Below are 17944 nucleotides of genomic sequence, written 5' to 3'. Positions count from 1 at the left end.
GTTCATCAGTAAATTATTTTTAACATGAAAAATCTCATTGCTCTTGCAATTATATTAGTATCAAATATTGTAAACGGACAAACGATTAAAGGAAAAATTACTTCTTCTTCAGGAGAAACCATACCGTTTGCTAATGTATTTATAAAAGGAACAGAAGACGGAACTACTACAGATGAATCAGGTAACTATCAATTAAAAACAACAAAAAACAAATTCGTTTTAGTTGCTTCAACTATTGGTTTTTTGTCAGAACGAAAAACAGTTACTCTAAACCCTTCAGAAGAAAAAACAATCAACTTTACATTAACCGAAACTGCTGAAATTTTAGATCAAGTTACTGTTACTGGAACACGTACTGATAAACGCAGAACCAATAGTCCTGTTATTGTAAATGTTATCAACAGTCAAACCTTGGCAGATGTACAAGCATGTAACTTATCAGAAGGATTAAAATTTCAAACTGGTTTACGTGTAGAAACCGATTGTCAAACTTGTAATTACACACAACTTCGAATGAATGGTTTAGCTGGCGGATATTCTCAAATTTTAATTAATGGTCGTCCTATTTTTAGTCCGTTAACTGGATTGTACGGATTAGAACAAGTACCTACCAATATGATTGAACGTATAGAAGTAGTACGTGGTGGTGGTTCTGCCTTATATGGTTCTAGTGCTATTGGTGGTACCGTGAATGTAATTACTAAAATTCCGAAGAAAAATAATTACAGTATAGGTTACACCTATCAAAATATTAAAGGAGCTTCAGACCATATTATTGCTGGAAACGCCACTATAGTAAATGAAGACAGAAATGCTGGTGCTTCATTTTTTATCAATAACAGAAAAAGGGAATTGTATGATGCTAATGGTGACAATTTTTCTGAGTTACCTGAATTAAAGAATAATTCATTTGGAACTAATTTATTTTTTCTTCCGACAGACAATCAAAAAATAGAAGTCAATTTTAGTAAGATGAATGAATATCGTTATGGTGGAGAAATGGTTGATAAAGCTCCTCATTTTGCAATGCAATCGGAAGAACGTGTACACGATGTTTATGTAGGAAATATTGATTATCAAATCAACTTTAACAATGACAAAAGCTCTATTATTTCTTATTTCGCTACACAATATACCGATAGAGAGCATTATACAGGAATTCGTCCTGATATTAACACTCCTGAAGACACTGAGCATTTAGCTAAACCTCCTTACGGAAACTCAACTACAACTACTTTTCAAGGAGGGTTACAATTCAACCATCAATTAGAAAAATTTTTAGGCGGAAATAATGTACTTACTTTAGGAGGTGAATTCGTGCAAGATGATGTTTTTGATGTTATTGAATCGTACGAATACAAGGTGGATCAATTAACTCAAAACTTCGGGTTCTTTTTTCAAAGTGATTGGGAGATAAACAAACAGTTAAATCTACTAACGGGTGTTCGTTACGACAATCATAAATTGAATGCTTTAAAACAAGACGGGACTCAAAAAACCATTGTTAACAATGTAGCTAGCCCTAGAGTATCTTTATTATTTAAACCTTTTAAAAACACACAAATTAGAGGTACATGGGGTACTGGCTTTAGAGCTCCACAGGCTTTTGATACAGATTTACATATTGCCTTTGCAGGCGGAGGAGTATCTCGAGTAGTATTAGCGGATGATTTAAAAAGAGAACGTTCTAACAGTTATACTTTATCCTTTAATTACGACAAACCTACAGAGCATTATATTTACGGATTCACTTTTGAGAGCTTTTATACTAATTTAAAAGATGCTTTTTATTTAGAACCTATTGAACAAGATACTTTTGGAGAAGTTTTTGAAAAAAGAAATGGAGATGGCGCAGTGGTACAAGGTGTTACTCTAGAAACTCGATTAAACTACGATGGTATTTTACAACTAGATGCAGGGTTTACCTATCAATCAAGTAAATTTGATACTCCTGTTGATAATTTTCATAATTTGCCTTCAAAGAGAGAATTTTTACGTACCCCTAATACTTATGGTTATGCTACAGCAACGTATACACCTAATCAGAAGTTTAAAACTGCATTAAATTTAGTTTATACTGGGCAAATGGATGTTTTACATATTGTACCTAATCCTGATTTCGATCCACCAACTGATGATAATGAAAATAAAGGTGAATACTTTACCTCTCCATCCTTCTTTAATTTAGGTATTAACAGCAGTTATACTTTTGAGATGGAAAAACTAAACACTAACCTAGAACTTACTGCCGGGATTAAGAATATTTTTGATGAATATCAGTCGAAATTTGACATAGGTAAAGAACGCGACAGTAATTTTATTTATGGTCCCGCTACACCAAGGACCTTTGTTATTGGTGTAAAATTTACAAACAATTAATACTTTAGTAACATATCAAAAACTAGTTAACATTAAAGAAACATTCTAATAATACAAACGTAATTCCTACATAACATTAGCTTTACTATTTAACTTGAATTTTGCGGGATAAATAAACAGAATTCAAAGATTAGAATGAAAAAAATATTATTTATAGCTTTTTTAAGCTTATGTAATTTAGCATTTTCTCAAAGCAAAGGTACTGTTAATGGTACAGTTACTGACAAAGAAATGAGCGGAGAGGCATTACCTTTTGCTAATGTCTTTATTAAAGGAACTTCTATCGGGGGGACAACCGATATGGATGGTAAGTACACTCTTAGCGTACCTACAGGAAATCAAACTATTGTTTTTAGTTTCGTTGGTTATAAAACCATTGAAAAACCAATTATTGTAAAAACAAATGAAACAATTACTGTTAATCAAGAATTAGGTGCTAACGAAGGGGTGGCATTAGATGAAGTTCAAATTAACGCTACTGTTAGCAGAGAGAAAGAAAGCGCTTTGCTTTTAGAACAAAAGAAAGCCGTTACCATTGAAACAAAAATAGGTAATCAAGAGCTTTCTAGAAAAGGTGTAAGTGATATCGCAACAGCAGTTACTAAAACTACTGGAGTATCAAAACAGGAAGGATCAGGAAGTGTTTTTGTAAGGGGACTTGGAGACAGATATAATGTAACAACGTTAAATGGACTTCCTTTACCGTCTAACAACCCTTCAAAGAAAAACATAGATTTAAGTATTTTTTCTACAGATATTGTTGAATACATTGGTTTAGACAAGACGTATTCAGTAAAAAACTATGGTGATTTTGGTGGAGCTAATATAAATATTGCTTCAAAAGTATACAAAGGTGATGGATTTGCCCAAGTTAGCCTAGGGTCTTCATTAAACACAGTTGCATCACAAAAAAGTAAGTTTTATACTGCTGATGGACCTAACAATTTTGGCTTTTATAAAACATATTATCCTGCTTTTCCTTTAAATAACTACAATTTTACAACTAGTTGGGACAGACAAACTGGTAACTTCCCAGTAAGTTCTTCTATAGCAATTAAAGGAGGAGATTCTTACAACTTATCTCCTGAAACCAAAATAAGTTTTTTTGCTGTTGGATCATTTGATAATGGCTACAACTATAAAGAAGGAGTAGCTAGAGGAGATGTTAACGTTTCTGGAGTAGCTAGAAAAGATTTAACTAGAGAATCTTATTCTTATGACACTAATACTACTTTTATGGGTAATATTAGATTAAAACACAAAGGTCAAGAGTTAAAGTATAACGCTTTAATGGTAAACAACTCTAGCAATTCTCATGATGATTATCAAGGAATATATGATGTTTTTGATAATGCGCCTGAAGGTGGAGCTGTAATTCAAAGGCAAACATTTATGAGAAACACTTTATATGTTCACCAATTATTAGGAGATCATAGAATTAGTGATGCTTTTAAAGCGGAATGGGGAGCAGCTTACAACTTCAACAAAAACAATGTTCCTGACCGTAGACAAACAACTGTATTACCACATAGAAACGACGATCCAAATGGTCCTAAATCATTTTTCTTAATCAGTAATGATTCTGACAACCATAGATTCTACTCAGATTTAGAAGAAGAAGAATTAGCAGCTAACGCAGCATTTACATATCAATTTGCTAAAAACAGTGATGATATATACAGAGCTAAAGTTAAATTAGGATATAGTGGAAGATTTAAAAATATAGATTTTGATGCTACTCAGTTTAACTTTGTAATTAACCAAAGAACAGCGCAACCATTCATTGATGATGTTTATAACTTAGACAGCTATTTTAACCAAGCAAACTTTAATGCAGGTTTATATTCTATTGGAACTTTTAGAGGAGGTTTAAATGCTTCTATTGATGTTTTATTACCTCAAACTTACGGAGGAAATCAAAATATAAACGCAGGTTATTTAGAGTTTGAATACAAATTCTCTGATAGATTCACAGGTGTTTTTGGTGTAAGAGGTGAGCAAGTTAATCAATCATTAGAGTACAATACGTCTGTTAACGCAGGTCAAAGCGAGTTAGATCAATTACAAATTTTACCAGCAACATCATTAAAATATACTCTTAATGACAAACATAACTTAAAGTTTGCTGCTAGTAAATCATATACTTTACCTCAATTTAAAGAAAGAGCTCCATTTCTTTACGAAGGCGTTGTAAACAGTTCTCTTGGTAACCCTAACTTATATTCTTCTGATAATTACAATGCTGATTTCAAATGGGAGTACTTCCCTGAAAGAGAAGAAATTATCTCTGTGGGTGTTTTTGGTAAATACATTGAAAACCCAATTAACGAAATCAGAATTAACTCTGCTTCTAACGATATTAGTTATGCTAATACTGGAGACTGGGGTATGGCTTATGGAGTTGAACTTGAATTAAGAAAAGTGTTATTCAACAAAGAAATTGGAGAAAATGCTTTAAACAACAAATTATCTTTTGGTTTAAACGCTTCATACATGAACCATGAGCAAGAACTAAATAAAGATAAAGTTATTAAAGAAAACCCTGGAACTAGTGTAGACTTTAGTAAAACTGAAGACGGCTTCTCTGGTGCTTCTGATTTACTAATCAATACAGATTTAAGTTTTTCAAAAGACTTCAATAATGGAATGAACTTTCAATCAACATTAGTATACAATTACTTCTCTGATAGAATCTTTGCTTTAGGTACTGATGGAAAAGGAAACTTAGTTGATAAAGGTTTCGGAACATTAGACTTAGTATTAAAATCTAAATTAAACGAAAGATTAAGCCTTGGGGCTTCTGCAAAGAACCTTTTAAACCCTTCAATAGAAAGATTCCAAGATAATCAAGACGTTAGAATACTTTCTTACAAAAAAGGTGTTGACTTTAAGTTATCATTATCATATAACTTTTAATTAACAATCCAATAACCCAACATTAATTTTAGCAGAACACTAAGTTAATGTTGGGGTCTTTCTTTTGTAGCATTAAAATAAATTAACTAAAAAAAATGAGAAAACAACTTTTTACTTTAATGATAGCAGCTGCTACCCTAACAACGGTAGTTTCTTGTGGAGAAGATGATCCAATACAGACTTCTTCATGTTCTGATGGAATTCAAAATGGAGATGAAACAGGTGTAGATTGTGGAGGATCTTGCCAACCATGTACTTCAGTAGATTTAGCTGGTGAAGTAACTACAGAAGTAACTTTAGACGCTAGCGTTACTTATAAATTAACTGGGTCTTATATAGTAAAAGAAGGTGGGATTTTAAGAATTTCTGCTGGTACAAGAATCGAAGCTACTGGTGGTACTTCTGCTTACATTGCTGTAGCTCAAGGAGGAAAAATATTTGTTGATGGTAGCAAAGAAAACCCAGTAGTAATGACATCTGGTGCAGCTACTCCTGCCGCTAAAGATTGGGGAGGATTAGTAGTGTGTGGTCAAGCACCAACTAACGTAGGTAATACAGCTACTTCTGAAGTTGCTGGTTTAACTTATGGTGGTAACATCATTGATGATAACTCAGGATCTATTCGTTATTTAAGAATTGAGTATACTGGAGCTACTTTTAACTCTTCTAAAGAATTTAACGGACTTTCTTTATTCGGTGTTGGTTCAGGAACTACTGTAGAATACGTTCAATCTTTTGAAGGTGGTGATGATGGTATCGAGTTTTTCGGAGGTACTGTTAACGGTAAATATTTAGTTGCAACTAACTCAGGAGATGATTCAATTGACTTTGCTGACGGATGGGCCGGAACTGGTGAGTACTGGTACATTTCTGGAAGTGCTAGAGCTGGTATCGAAGGATCTAACAACGGTAACGATGGTGATGCTGCTCCTGTGACTAATGCTACTTTAAAAAACATTACAGTAGTAGGTCCTGTAGGTGAAGGAGCTTTATATTACAAAGAAGGTGGAGGTAACTTTACTATCGATAATTTCTATATTTCTGGAGTAGACTTAGGTGTAAAAGTAAAATCTATTGCTGACGACCCTCAAGCCTCTGTTAGAATTGAAAATGGTGATTTAAAAATGACTAATGTTCAATTTGCTGAAAATGTTGATGGTTTTGCTTTAACTGACTATGCTGGAGTTAATCAAGATTTCATCGGTCAAGGAGTTACATCTGGTGCTGGTAACGGTGCTGCTGCTCCTGATTGGACTGCTGGTTGGACAAGAGGATTAAGTAATAGTGGAGTATCTAAAGAAAACTTAGCTGGTGAAGTTACTGGTGAAGTTACTTTAAAAGCTGATGTTGAATACCAATTAACAAGCTCTTTCATAGTAAAAGATGGTGGAAAATTAACAATTCCTGCTGGAACAGTTATTAAAGCTACCGGTGGTACTTCTGCTTACATCGCTGTAGCTCAAGGAGGGCAAATCTTCATCGATGGTGAAGCAAACAATCCTGTAGTTATGACTTCTGGAGCTACTACTCCCGCTCCTAAAGACTGGGGAGGATTAGTAGTATGTGGTCAAGCACCAACAAACGTAGGTTCAATTGCTACTTCTGAAGTTGCTGGTTTAACTTATGGTGGTAACATCGTTGATGATAACTCAGGATCTATTCGTTATTTAAGAATTGAGTATACTGGAGCTACTTTTAACTCTTCTAAAGAATTTAACGGACTTTCTTTATTCGGTGTTGGTTCAGGAACTACTGTAGAGTACGTTCAATCATACGAAGGTGGTGATGACGGAATCGAGTTCTTCGGAGGTACTGTTAACGGTAGATATTTAGTTGCAACTAACTCAGGAGATGATTCAATTGACTTTGCTGACGGATGGGCCGGAACTGGTGAGTACTGGTACATTTCTGGAAGTGCTAGAGCTGGTATCGAAGGATCTAACAACGGTAACGATGGTGATGCTGCTCCTGTGACTAATGCTACTTTAAAAAACATTACAGTAGTAGGTCCTGTAGGTGAAGGAGCTTTATATTACAAAGAAGGTGGAGGTAACTTTACTATCGATAATTTCTATATTTCTGGAGTAGACTTAGGTGTAAAAGTAAAATCTATTGCTGACGACCCTCAAGCCTCTGTTAGAATTGAAAATGGTGATTTAAAAATGACTAATGTTCAATTTGTAAATAATGCTGCTGGATTTGTATCTACAAATTATGAAGGTGCTAACCAATCATTCATTACTGAAGGAACTGCTACAGGTGCTGGTAACGGTGCTGCTGCTCCTGACTGGACAAATGGATGGACAAAAGGTTTATAGCAGTAACTTAAACTAAAAAATTATAAAAAAACCGAGCAAATTGCTCGGTTTTTTGTTTTTATATTTTATTTACTTTTTAGTAATCTATGGTTAACTCATAAACAAGAAAAAAGCCAGATTTTTATAATGATTAATTATAATACATAAAAACTATGAAAAAAATTACATTAATTACATTATTTATTTTAAGTTTCTCATGCTTTTCTCAAACCATAGATGTTATAGACTTTAAGGTAAATGAAACAAAAGGACTAACCTTTCCTGCTAGCACAAGATTTGATTTTGAATTTAAAATTAGAGGTGATTATAGCTACGGCACACATAGACACCATCAAATAGACTTAATTGTTTACAAAGACGCTGTAAACTCTTCAAATGAAATAGCCAGAAGTTATTGGAACCGTGAAGACGATGTTGACTTAATATTTTCTTCTTACACTTTAAAAAATTGGTGGAATACTTCACTTATAGATTACTCTACTGAACTAAATAAAAAGTTTCTTTTGGTGGTAAAGTATGCAGGTTTAACTAAAACTTTGACCTATATATTTCCTGATGGAGATAATGATGGAGATGGTATTTTGAATAGCCAAGACAATTGTCCTAACATTTCAAATGCAAATCAAAACGATATCGATAATGACGGTATTGGTGATGCATGCGACTTACAAGATAATAGAGATTCAGATGGTGATGGGGTACAAAACTGGCAAGACAACTGCCCTAACCAGGCAGGTCCTTCTTCTAACAATGGATGCCCTGTTGGTGACCCTGATTTTGTTATCGTTAGTATGTCTATCAACGCAGGAGGAACTTATACGAACACAGACTCATCTGGAGCATTAACTCTAAGAACCAACCAAAACCATAAATTCTGTGTTAATATTAAAAACATAGGGCCTGCAACCGGTACAATTAATAATACAGCTTTAATTCTAACAAACAGCTCAAGCCTGAATAGTTCAAGTATTGTAGCTAACCTTCCTTATCCTAGCTCTTCGTTAAGCATAGCTCCAAACCAAACTAAAGAGATGTGCTCAGAAATATATATATGGGATAATTATTTAGGATATAACCTTTCAAGCTTTAATTATTTACATGCTATAGCTGACTATTATGATAATACCTCTGAATCTAATGAAGGTAACAATCAAGCTTACGCTAGCGTTAATTCTTCATCATTTAAAACCCCAACTCAGTTGACTATTCATGATGTAAACGGGAATAAGGTTAAAGAAACTACTATCAACAATAAAACAGAAGAAACTGATGTTATTAAAAGCCTACCTGAAGGTTTCTATTTTATTGATAAAGACGGTAAAAAAAGTAAAATTTATAAAAAGAATTAATATTCTTTCTTTTAACAAAAAACCGAGCAAATTGCTCGGTTTTTTTGTTTATTCTTTTAAATCAGAAAGACTGTATAATAAATCTTCTAGCTTTTTTAATTCTTTTGGCGGATTACCAGCATCGAATATGCTTGATTTATATTCCTTATCAGCTATTTTAATAGCGAATTCTGCATGCAAAGCTCCATCTGTTATTCTTTTTTCGCTTGGTGCCTTTAAACCGCTTATTTCATCTAAATTTAACTCATTAACTATCCTTTTTAATTCTTCTAATTGTTCTTTTGTTACTTCTTTAGTCCCTTCCTTTTGATACGTTTTGTATGATAATTTATTTCCTTCAATAGTTAACTGCACCAAACTTCCCCTTGTTTGAGCTTTATAAACTATTTTATCAAACTCTTTTGTATTATTCTGCGCTGCACAATTCATCATTAATAAAAATACTACAGGAACTATTATTTTTAAATATTTCATCTATTCTTACTTTTTAGTTTATGATAATAAAAAGACGCTCTTTTAAATAAAGAACGTCTTAGTATATGAATTTCGTATTAAAACAGATTAGTCTGCCATAGTAGCTCTGAACCCTCCTGAAGCAAATACTGCATCCATTCTAGCTTTTTGACCTTCTGTAAACATATACATACAGCTATCATCAGAATAATCCATAAAGTTCATAGTCATGTTAGCACTTCCACACTCAATTACTGGGTAAGTAGGACATCCTCTACTATTTCCATCAGCATCTGGAGTATCAGCAACAAAGTCACTAGCACCACATCCACCATCACCCCAAATGTGACGTAAGTTTAAGTAGTGACCAACTTCGTGTGTTGCAGTTCTTTGATTACGACCAACAAAGCTATGTGCTAAAACTACACCATCAGTAGACCAACTACCTCCTGGGAATTGCGCATATCCTAAGATTTGCCCTCCTCTATATGGCATCACATTTACAATCCAAATATTTAAAAACTCTTGTGGATTTACAACATCACTTCCTCCTGAAGATGAAAATTTCATTGAATCATCTGGTCTCCAACTTCTCTTTTTTGAGTTTTGTACTCTAATTATATCTTCAATAACAAAATCAACATTTACATTTGCTTCAACTCCTGCAAACTCAGCAGGCATAGCTCCTCTATTAGGGTTTTGCATGTTAAAGTCTTCATTTAAAGCATCTATTTGATCTTGTAATACCGATAATGATAAGTTTTCACTTGCTTGACGGTAAATTACATGATAAACAACTGGTATTTGGATTTTTCCATTTACTAACCTTGCTTGAACTTCTCCAGATTTTACTTTTTGTAAGTAAGAAGCTGTAAAATTTTCAATGTTTTCCATTTTACTTTTTAAGCTAGGATCGTTAGCCATCTTCGCCTCTAGAACATCATTAGCAAAACATTGTTTTTCTGCTTTCTGTAACGTCGTTACATCTGCTTCTGGTTCTAAACTCGGGTTTTGTTCATTTGTTTGACAACCTACTAAAATTCCAGCAGTGATTGCCATGGTAAGAAAAATTCTTTTCATGTTGTGAAAATTTAAAAATTAGTATTAGAAACACTAAAAAGTGCTATTTACTGTGTTAAAAAACTACAAACAAAACTCTTTTAAACAAAAGAATGTGTTAATATTTTATTATATCAATAATAATCTGAAGGATTTTTTAACGATACGCAATATATAATTTTCAAAACACAAACAAAACTTTTTTTTCTTACTCGTTTACAACACTTTAAGACCTTTAAACATCACTTACGAGCAATAATAGACAATAATGTCTTTTTTTAAATACCTAATAGTAAACAGGTTAAAAAAAGTCAATTTTATATATTAAGCACAAAAAAGGCACCTAATTAGGTGCCTTTTATATTCTGTATTAAAGTAAGTGATTACTTAAGTTTTTTCTTAACTGCAACTTCAGTATAAGCTTCTAATGTATCTCCTTCTTTAATATCGTTATATCCTTTTATTTGAAGACCACAATCGTATCCTTTAGTTACTTCTTTAACATCGTCTTTAAAACGTTTTAACGACGTTAATACACCATCATGAACTACAATTCCATCTCTAATTACACGAATCTTAGAATCTCTTGTGATTTTCCCTGTGATAACCATACATCCTGCAATGTTACCAACTTTAGAAATTTTATAAACTTCTCTAATTTCTACATTACCAAGAACCTCTTCTTTCATTTCTGGAGATAACATTCCTTCCATGGCATCTTTCAAGTCATTAATAGCGTCATAGATGATTGAATATGTTCTGATATCAACTTCTTCTCTATCTGCTACTGAACGTGCGTTTCCTTGTGGACGTACGTTAAACCCTACTATAATCGCATCTGAAGCAGTTGCTAATAATACATCAGACTCTGTAATTGCTCCAACTCCTTTATGTAAAATATTTACTTGAATTTCTTCTGTAGATAGTTTCTGGAACGAATCTGTTAAAGCTTCTACTGAACCGTCTACATCTCCTTTTAAGATGATATTTAATTCTTTGAAGTCTCCTAATGCAATACGTCGACCAATTTCTGCAAGCGTTAATGTTTTTTGTGTTCTAACTGATTGCTCACGTTGTAACTGAGAACGTTTAGCTGCTATTTGTTTAGCTTCACGCTCATCTTCAAATACATTAAATTTATCACCTGCTTGTGGTGCTCCATCTAAACCTAAAATTGATACTGGTGTAGAAGGACCTGCTTCTAATACTTTTCTTCCTTTATCATCAAACATAGCTCTTACTTTACCACTATGTTTTCCTGCTAACATATAGTCTCCAATTTTTAATGTACCTGCTTGTACTAAAATTGTAGATACATATCCTCTACCTTTATCTAATAAAGCTTCAACAACAGCCCCATTTGCATTCTTATCAGGGTTAGCTTTTAACTCTAATACTTCTGCTTCTAATAATACTTTTTCTAGTAATTCATCAACTCCTTGCCCTGTTTTAGCAGAAATTTCTTGTGATTGAATGTTACCACCCCAGTCTTCTACTAATAAGTTCATAGAAGAAAGTTGAGTTTTAATATTATCTGGATTCGCGTTAGGCTTATCTATTTTGTTTATTGCAAAAATAATTGGAACTCCTGCTGCTTGCGCGTGAGAAATTGCCTCTTTTGTTTGCGGCATCACATCATCATCGGCAGCTACTACAATAATTACTAAATCAGTAACCTGAGCTCCACGTGCACGCATTGCTGTAAAGGCCTCGTGACCTGGTGTATCTAAGAATGCTATTTTTTGATCCCCCACATTTACTGCATATGCACCAATGTGTTGAGTAATACCTCCTGATTCCCCTTCAATTACATTCGCTTTACGAATATAATCTAATAACGAAGTTTTACCATGATCTACGTGTCCCATTACTGTAATAATTGGTGCACGAGTGGCTAAATCTTCTGGTTTATCTTCAATCTCTTCTATAGACTCCTCAACTTCAGCACCAACAAATTCAACTGTATAGTTAAACTCTTCTGCTACAATTTGTAATGTTTCAGCATCTAAACGTTGGTTCATTGTCACCATCATTCCCAGCATCATACAGCTAGAAATAATTTGAGTAACAGGAACATCCATCATCGTAGCTACTTCACTTACCGTAACAAACTCAGTTACTTTTAACACTTTACTTTCCGCTTGTGCAGCTTGTAATTCAGCTTCACTTTGCTGACGGTGTGCGTCTCTTTTATCTCTACGGTATTTTGCACCTTTTCCTTTTTTAGACTTACCTTGAAGTTTTTCTAAGGTTTCTCTAACTTGTTTTTGGATTTGTGCTTCTGTTAACTCTTCTTTTGGAGCTGTAGCTGGTCTTCTACCTCTTTGACCTCCTCGGGTTCCACCTCTTTGGCCTCCTCGATTCGGGCCAGTTCCTCTATTATTTCCTTGAGGTCTTGCTCCTGTACCTGGGGTACCTGGTTTGCTAATTCTCTTACGTTTCTTTTTGTCTCCGTCAGTAGTCTTAGCTTCTGGTTTCTTCTTCTTTGGTCTTTCAAATTGTTTTAAATCAATCTTTTGACCTGTAAAATTAGGACCTTCTAATTTTTTATACTGAGTTTTAATTTTCTCAGCATTTTCTGGAGTAACCTCAGTTTCTTTTTCTGATTGCTTCACCTCTTTAACCTTTTTATCAACAGTCTTTTTAACTTCTTTAGGCTGTTCTTTCTTTACTTCCTTTTTAGGAGTGTTAACTGTTTGTTCTTTTGGCTTTTCTGTTTTTTGAGGCTCTGGCTTTTTCTCTTCAACTTTTACTGGTTCTTCAACTTTTTTCGTTTCTTGAACTGGTTGAACAGACTCTTCTTTCTTCGGTTCTTCTACCTTCTCCTCTTTTTTTGCAGGCTCTACTTTTGCTGGTTCAACTTTTGTTAGTTCAGCTTTAGTTGGTTCTGGTTTTTCTTCAACAGCTTTACCAGTTTCAACATCTATTTTACCTACAGTTTTAACTTCTAACTTTTCAGCTTTGGCTTTTAAAACTTCTTGTTTTTTTGCTTCTTCTTCTAATCGCTTTCTTTCTTGCTCTTGTTCTAATTGCTGACGAATTGCCTCTTTCTCTTTTTTCTTTTCTTCGCTAACTTCTTTAGAGGCCACCTTTTTAGATTTATCAGTTTGAAAACCATCAAATAAAATTTGATATTCTTTATCTGATATTTTGGTAGTAGGGCGAGCTTCTATATCATAGCCATTTTTAGCTAGGTGTTCTACAGCTCTATCTAAAGAAATGTTTAATTCTCTTAAAACCTTATTCAGTCTTAATTTTTTGCCTTCAGCCATATATTATTTTATACTTTTTTATTGAAAAAACACACTTTATACGTGCTAAGTATAGTTATGCTTTTTTTCTCTTTTTTGCTAGATTTTACATTAAAAGCAGGAAACTAGCTTCCTTTATATATTTTAGTCTTCGAATTCTTCTCTTAAAATTCGTTGAACATCTAATATTGTTTCTTCTTCTAAATCGGTTCTCTGTACTAGCATTGATACGTCTTTTTCTAAAACACTCTTCGCTGTATCTAAACCAATCTTCTTGAATTCTGCAATTACCCAAGCTTCGATTTCGTCTGAGAATTCTGTTAACTCTACATCTTCTTCTTCAATTCCTTCTCTTTGAACATCTATTTCGTAACCTGTTAATTCACTTGCTAAACGAATATTAACACCAGCTCTACCAATTGCTTTTGATACTTCTTCTGGCTTTAATAAAACATTTACACGTCCTTTTTTACCATTTTTCTCTTCTTCGTACATCTGAATTTCTACAGAAGTAACTTTAGCAGGACTTAATGCTCTTGCAACAAACAATTGTTCGTTTTTAGTGTAATTGATTACATCAATGTTTTCGTTTCCTAATTCACGTACAATACCATGAATACGAGATCCTTTTACACCAACACAGGCTCCAACAGGGTCAATTCTATCATCATAAGAATCTACTGCTATTTTTGCTTTATCTCCAGGAATTCTTGCAACACCTTCAATAGTAATTAAACCATCGAAAACCTCAGGAATTTCTTGTTCAAATAATTTTACTAAGAACGCTGGCGAAGTTCTTGATAAAATAATAGCTGGTTTATTACCTCTTAACTCTACTGATTTTATCACTCCTCTAACTGCATCTCCTTTTCTAAAGAAGTCAGAACGAATTTGTTCACTCTTTGGTAAAACAATTTCATTTCCTTCGTCATCCAACAAAATTACAGCATTATGACGAATATGGTGCACTTCTGCACTATAAATTTCTCCTTCTAAATCTTTAAATTGTTTAAAGACGTTTGTACTATCGTGCTCGTGAATTTTAGAAATTAGGTTTTGACGTAATGCTAAAATAGCACGTCTTCCTAAATCTATTAGCTTTACTTCTTCAGAAACATCTTCACCAATTTCAAAATCTGGCTCAATTTTTCTTGCCTCTGAAAGTTCAATTTCCTCATTATCGTCTTCAGACATTCCATCTGCCACCACCACTCGGTTTCTCCAAATCTCTAAATCTCCTTTATCTGGGTTGATAATGATATCGAAGTTTTCATCTGACCCAAACCTACGTTTTAAGGCTGCACGAAATACTTCTTCTAAGATAGACATTAATGTTACTCTGTCTATACTCTTATTATCTTTAAACTCCGAAAATGATTCTATTAACGCAATATTTTCCATTTCATTCTCTAATTAAAATATGATCTTCACTTTTGCTTCTTTAATATCTTGATACGCTAGTGTTTTTGTTTTCTCTACCGTATGCTTTCCTTTACCTACTGGCTTAGGCTCTCTTGCTTTCCAAAATAAGGTAATAGTATCTTCTGTTACCTCAGTTAATGTTCCTTCAAACTCTTCAGTTGCTGTTTTAACTTTTAGAATTCGATTGATATTCTTTTTATACTGACGCTTTACAGTTATTGGATGCGCAATATCTGGCGTTGTAACTTCTAACGAAAAGTCTTCTTCTTCTCTATCTAAGTTATGTTCTATATTTCTACTAATACGAATACATTCGCTTAGCGGCACGCCTGAATCACCGTCTACTATTACTTTTATTTTATTGTCTGCCAAAAACTGTAAGTCTATTAAATATAACGACTCATTTTCTTGTAAGGCTTCTTGTAATAATTCTTTAACTCGTTCTTGATTCATCTTAGGTATAAAAAGAGGGGACTCACGTCCCCTTCATCTATCTGATTAATAAATTTGCTGCAAATATAGTAAGTTATTCATTAACACACAAATATCTTTTCCTTGTTACATTAAGTTGTTTTTTCGTATATTTAAATGACTATCTCTCTTTAAATCTTCTTATTATGAAAAAAATACTAGTACCAATCGATTTTTCAAAACCTTCTGAGCACGCTTCGAAGTTAGCCTCGACAATAGCTAAAAAAGCTAATAGCGAAGTTCACCTACTTCATATGGTTGAACTCCCTACTGGATTTGTAGACATGGGATCAGGAACTAATTTTAGCATCCCTGAAAGCATGTTGTATATTAGAAAAGTTCGTGATAGAATGCTTGATTACAAAAAAACATTTTTTCCTGAAAACGACAACGTCAAACATGCTATCCGGTTTCAGCCCCCTTATGATGGAATTCAAGATTATTCTAAAAAAAGCGGAATAGACCTTATTGTTATGGGGGCTAAAGGTCACACTAACTTAGAGGAAATTCTTATAGGCTCTAACACCGAAAAAGTTGTAAGAAATTCTAATATCCCTGTTATTGTTACCAAAAAAAATGGAGAGAATTTTAATCCTGAGAACTTTGTTTTTGCTTCAAGTTTTAAGCCTAATAAAAACCAAGCATTTGAACGGTTTTTAGATTTTGCTAAAAATTTTGATAGTAAAATTCACTTATTAAAAATAAATACTCCTCAAAAATTTGAAAACACTCAAGAAACCAATCAACGCATTAAAAAATTTATCGATAAATATGGTTTAAAAAACTACACTATTAACGCTTATAACGATTCTTCAATCGAGAAAGGAATTTTAAACTTTTCTAATAAAATTGATGCAGATATTATTGCTTTAGCTACTCACGGAAGAAGTGGTTTATCTCACATTTTTAACGGAAGTATTACCAAGCATTTGTCTAAAAAATCAATAAAACCTATGCTTACTTTCAAAGTTTAAAAATTTCCAATAAAGAAAAAAGCGCTAAGGTTAACACCTTAGCGCTTTTTATGTTTGATTAGTTTCAGCTTTTAAGGATATGCTTAGAGAAGCTTGTTTTTAACTAGACTTCTCTAAACAGTTCATATCCATAATTCAGATTACTTTCTCTTCTTAGGTCTCATTGCTATAATTTTCTTATTAACAACACCTCTACTTGTAATCATTCTTACAATTAAAGCTTGATTTTGCACATTTGATAAGTCTATTATCATTTGCTCTTTGGTTCCTTTGATATAAGAATTGTTTTCAACTCTTTTAATCAAAATACCATTCATACTATAAATCTCAATAGCTACATTAGTATCAAATTTATAATTGTACTCTAATGTCAACTCATTTTCAAACGGAACAGGATAAGCACTAAAGCTTAATGGTTCTTGTTGAACTAACTCAACAACCTCTTCTGAACAGTTTACAGATCCTTCTGGAGTAAACGTTCCACCATTATCAGTTGACTCATGACATCTACAAACTTCTTCACAAACTTCAGCATGAGCAATAACATATATTGGTCCACTTGCTTCTATAGGTCCTACTGTATAATTAGATGCATAATCTAATTTCGTAGTATTGAAGTTATACTGTCCTGGCGCTACGGTTTGTTTATTACCTTTTATAGGATACTTCTCACATCCTACATATACGTGCGCGACACTCATTACATACCCTTCAAACAAGTTATATTCTACTGAAACATAACCATCTTGGTAAGTAACTGTTACCTCTCCAGATTGTATTCCTTTTGAAGGATCACATTCTGCAGCTCCTGAATATAATGGTAAAGTATAAACCCCCTCTGTTTCAAAGTAATTTGTCCAACCCCAACGGTTAAATCCATCACTCAAGAAACAAGTATTATCGTTACCTCTTGCAAAAGCAGTTTCACAATTTTCAAATAAATCTGTTTTATTTGACATTGTAACTGTTTCTGTGACACTATTACCACAATCGTCTGTAGCTGTGAACACATAATCTGCATATTGAATACAACTTTCTTCTCTTATGTTTGTAGGATACGCTATCAGGTCTCCTCCAACTGAACAATTGTCTGTCCATCTAGCATTCAACATTTCTGGTAATCCTTCATCACATAACTCAAGACTTTCAGGTAAATCAACTATTACAGGATCTGTCTCGTCGTATTGTCTCGTTACTCGGATTACTACTTCTGTAGCTGCGTTTCCACAGTCATCGGTTGCATTGAATGTGTAATCTCTGTATTGTGTACAGCCATCTTCTCCTGCCATTACTTCTCCTGCGACTCCGTTTAAACTACCCGAAGTTTCTCCGCCGATTCCACAGTTGTCTGT

At 33.5% G+C, this 17944-nt stretch carries 10 protein-coding genes and 1 pseudogene; 5 read left to right on the top strand and 6 right to left on the bottom strand.

Annotated elements, in window-relative coordinates:
• Positions 1-24 precede the first annotated feature (24 nt).
• From ACQYZ7_RS03940 to ACQYZ7_RS03925, 4 genes and pseudogenes are all read left to right on the top strand, one after another.
• Positions 25-2379, top strand: a complete 2355-nt coding sequence (locus ACQYZ7_RS03940; protein ID WP_430728479.1) for a TonB-dependent receptor — start codon at positions 25-27, stop codon at positions 2377-2379.
• Positions 2380-2514: 135 nt separating this feature from the next.
• Positions 2515-5295 (top strand): TonB-dependent receptor domain-containing protein, encoded by a 2781-nt coding sequence (locus tag ACQYZ7_RS03935; protein WP_430728478.1) that lies wholly within the window; start codon positions 2515-2517, stop codon positions 5293-5295.
• 95 nt (positions 5296-5390) lie between these two features.
• The gene (locus tag ACQYZ7_RS03930) at positions 5391-7613 is read left to right on the top strand and encodes a hypothetical protein (protein ID WP_430728477.1); all 2223 of its coding nucleotides are present in this window, start codon (positions 5391-5393) and stop codon (positions 7611-7613) included.
• A 554-nt stretch (positions 7614-8167) separates the two neighbouring features.
• A pseudogene (locus tag ACQYZ7_RS03925) lies at positions 8168-8353 on the top strand (thrombospondin type 3 repeat-containing protein); the annotation flags it as partial.
• 657 nt (positions 8354-9010) lie between these two features.
• On the opposite strand, the gene ACQYZ7_RS03920 reads toward ACQYZ7_RS03925, so the two are convergent.
• The 5 genes from ACQYZ7_RS03920 to rimP form a co-directional block, all read right to left on the bottom strand.
• Positions 9011-9436, bottom strand: a complete 426-nt coding sequence (locus ACQYZ7_RS03920; RefSeq protein WP_430728476.1) for a hypothetical protein — start codon at positions 9434-9436, stop codon at positions 9011-9013.
• Positions 9437-9523: 87 nt separating this feature from the next.
• Positions 9524-10495 (bottom strand): M43 family zinc metalloprotease, encoded by a 972-nt coding sequence (locus tag ACQYZ7_RS03915; RefSeq protein ID WP_430728475.1) that lies wholly within the window; start codon positions 10493-10495, stop codon positions 9524-9526.
• A 362-nt stretch (positions 10496-10857) separates the two neighbouring features.
• A complete protein-coding gene (infB, locus tag ACQYZ7_RS03910) occupies positions 10858-13746 on the bottom strand; it encodes a translation initiation factor IF-2 (protein WP_430728474.1) in 2889 nt (962 codons plus the stop codon).
• 123 nt (positions 13747-13869) lie between these two features.
• Positions 13870-15126 carry a transcription termination factor NusA gene (gene nusA / locus ACQYZ7_RS03905; RefSeq protein WP_430728473.1) on the bottom strand — a complete coding sequence of 419 codons (1257 nt, stop codon included), beginning with the start codon at positions 15124-15126 and terminating at the stop codon, positions 13870-13872.
• Between the two features lie 12 nt (positions 15127-15138).
• On the bottom strand, positions 15139-15600 hold the full coding sequence (gene rimP / locus ACQYZ7_RS03900; RefSeq protein ID WP_430728472.1) for a ribosome assembly cofactor RimP: 462 nt from the start codon (positions 15598-15600) through the stop codon (positions 15139-15141).
• Between the two features lie 164 nt (positions 15601-15764).
• Here rimP and ACQYZ7_RS03895 point away from each other — a divergent pair, with 164 nt between their 5' ends.
• A complete protein-coding gene (locus ACQYZ7_RS03895; RefSeq protein ID WP_430728471.1) occupies positions 15765-16592 on the top strand; it encodes a universal stress protein in 828 nt (275 codons plus the stop codon).
• Positions 16593-16732: 140 nt separating this feature from the next.
• On the opposite strand, the gene ACQYZ7_RS03890 is transcribed toward ACQYZ7_RS03895, so the two are convergent.
• Positions 16733-17944, bottom strand: a 1212-nt coding sequence (locus ACQYZ7_RS03890; protein WP_430728470.1) for a hypothetical protein, incomplete at its 5' end; no start/stop codon positions are given.

It is taken from the genome of Tenacibaculum sp. SDUM215027, from assembly GCF_050566205.1.
GTDB lineage: Bacteria > Bacteroidota > Bacteroidia > Flavobacteriales > Flavobacteriaceae > Polaribacter.
Note: the sequence above shows the minus strand (reverse complement) of the source record. Positions and strands in the feature narration are given on the sequence as shown.

Bases quoted from the DNA above. Each gene is read 5' to 3' on its own strand.
- ACQYZ7_RS03940 (WP_430728479.1), top strand. From the start codon at position 25: ATGAAAAATCTCATTGCTCTTGCAATTATATTAGTATCAAATATTGTA.
- ACQYZ7_RS03935 (WP_430728478.1), top strand. From the start codon at position 2,515: ATGAAAAAAATATTATTTATAGCTTTTTTAAGCTTATGTAATTTAGCA.
- ACQYZ7_RS03930 (WP_430728477.1), top strand. From the start codon at position 5,391: ATGAGAAAACAACTTTTTACTTTAATGATAGCAGCTGCTACCCTAACA.
- ACQYZ7_RS03920 (WP_430728476.1), bottom strand. From the start codon at position 9,436: ATGAAATATTTAAAAATAATAGTTCCTGTAGTATTTTTATTAATGATG.
- ACQYZ7_RS03915 (WP_430728475.1), bottom strand. From the start codon at position 10,495: ATGAAAAGAATTTTTCTTACCATGGCAATCACTGCTGGAATTTTAGTA.
- infB (WP_430728474.1), bottom strand. From the start codon at position 13,746: ATGGCTGAAGGCAAAAAATTAAGACTGAATAAGGTTTTAAGAGAATTA.
- nusA (WP_430728473.1), bottom strand. From the start codon at position 15,126: ATGGAAAATATTGCGTTAATAGAATCATTTTCGGAGTTTAAAGATAAT.
- rimP (WP_430728472.1), bottom strand. From the start codon at position 15,600: ATGAATCAAGAACGAGTTAAAGAATTATTACAAGAAGCCTTACAAGAA.
- ACQYZ7_RS03895 (WP_430728471.1), top strand. From the start codon at position 15,765: ATGAAAAAAATACTAGTACCAATCGATTTTTCAAAACCTTCTGAGCAC.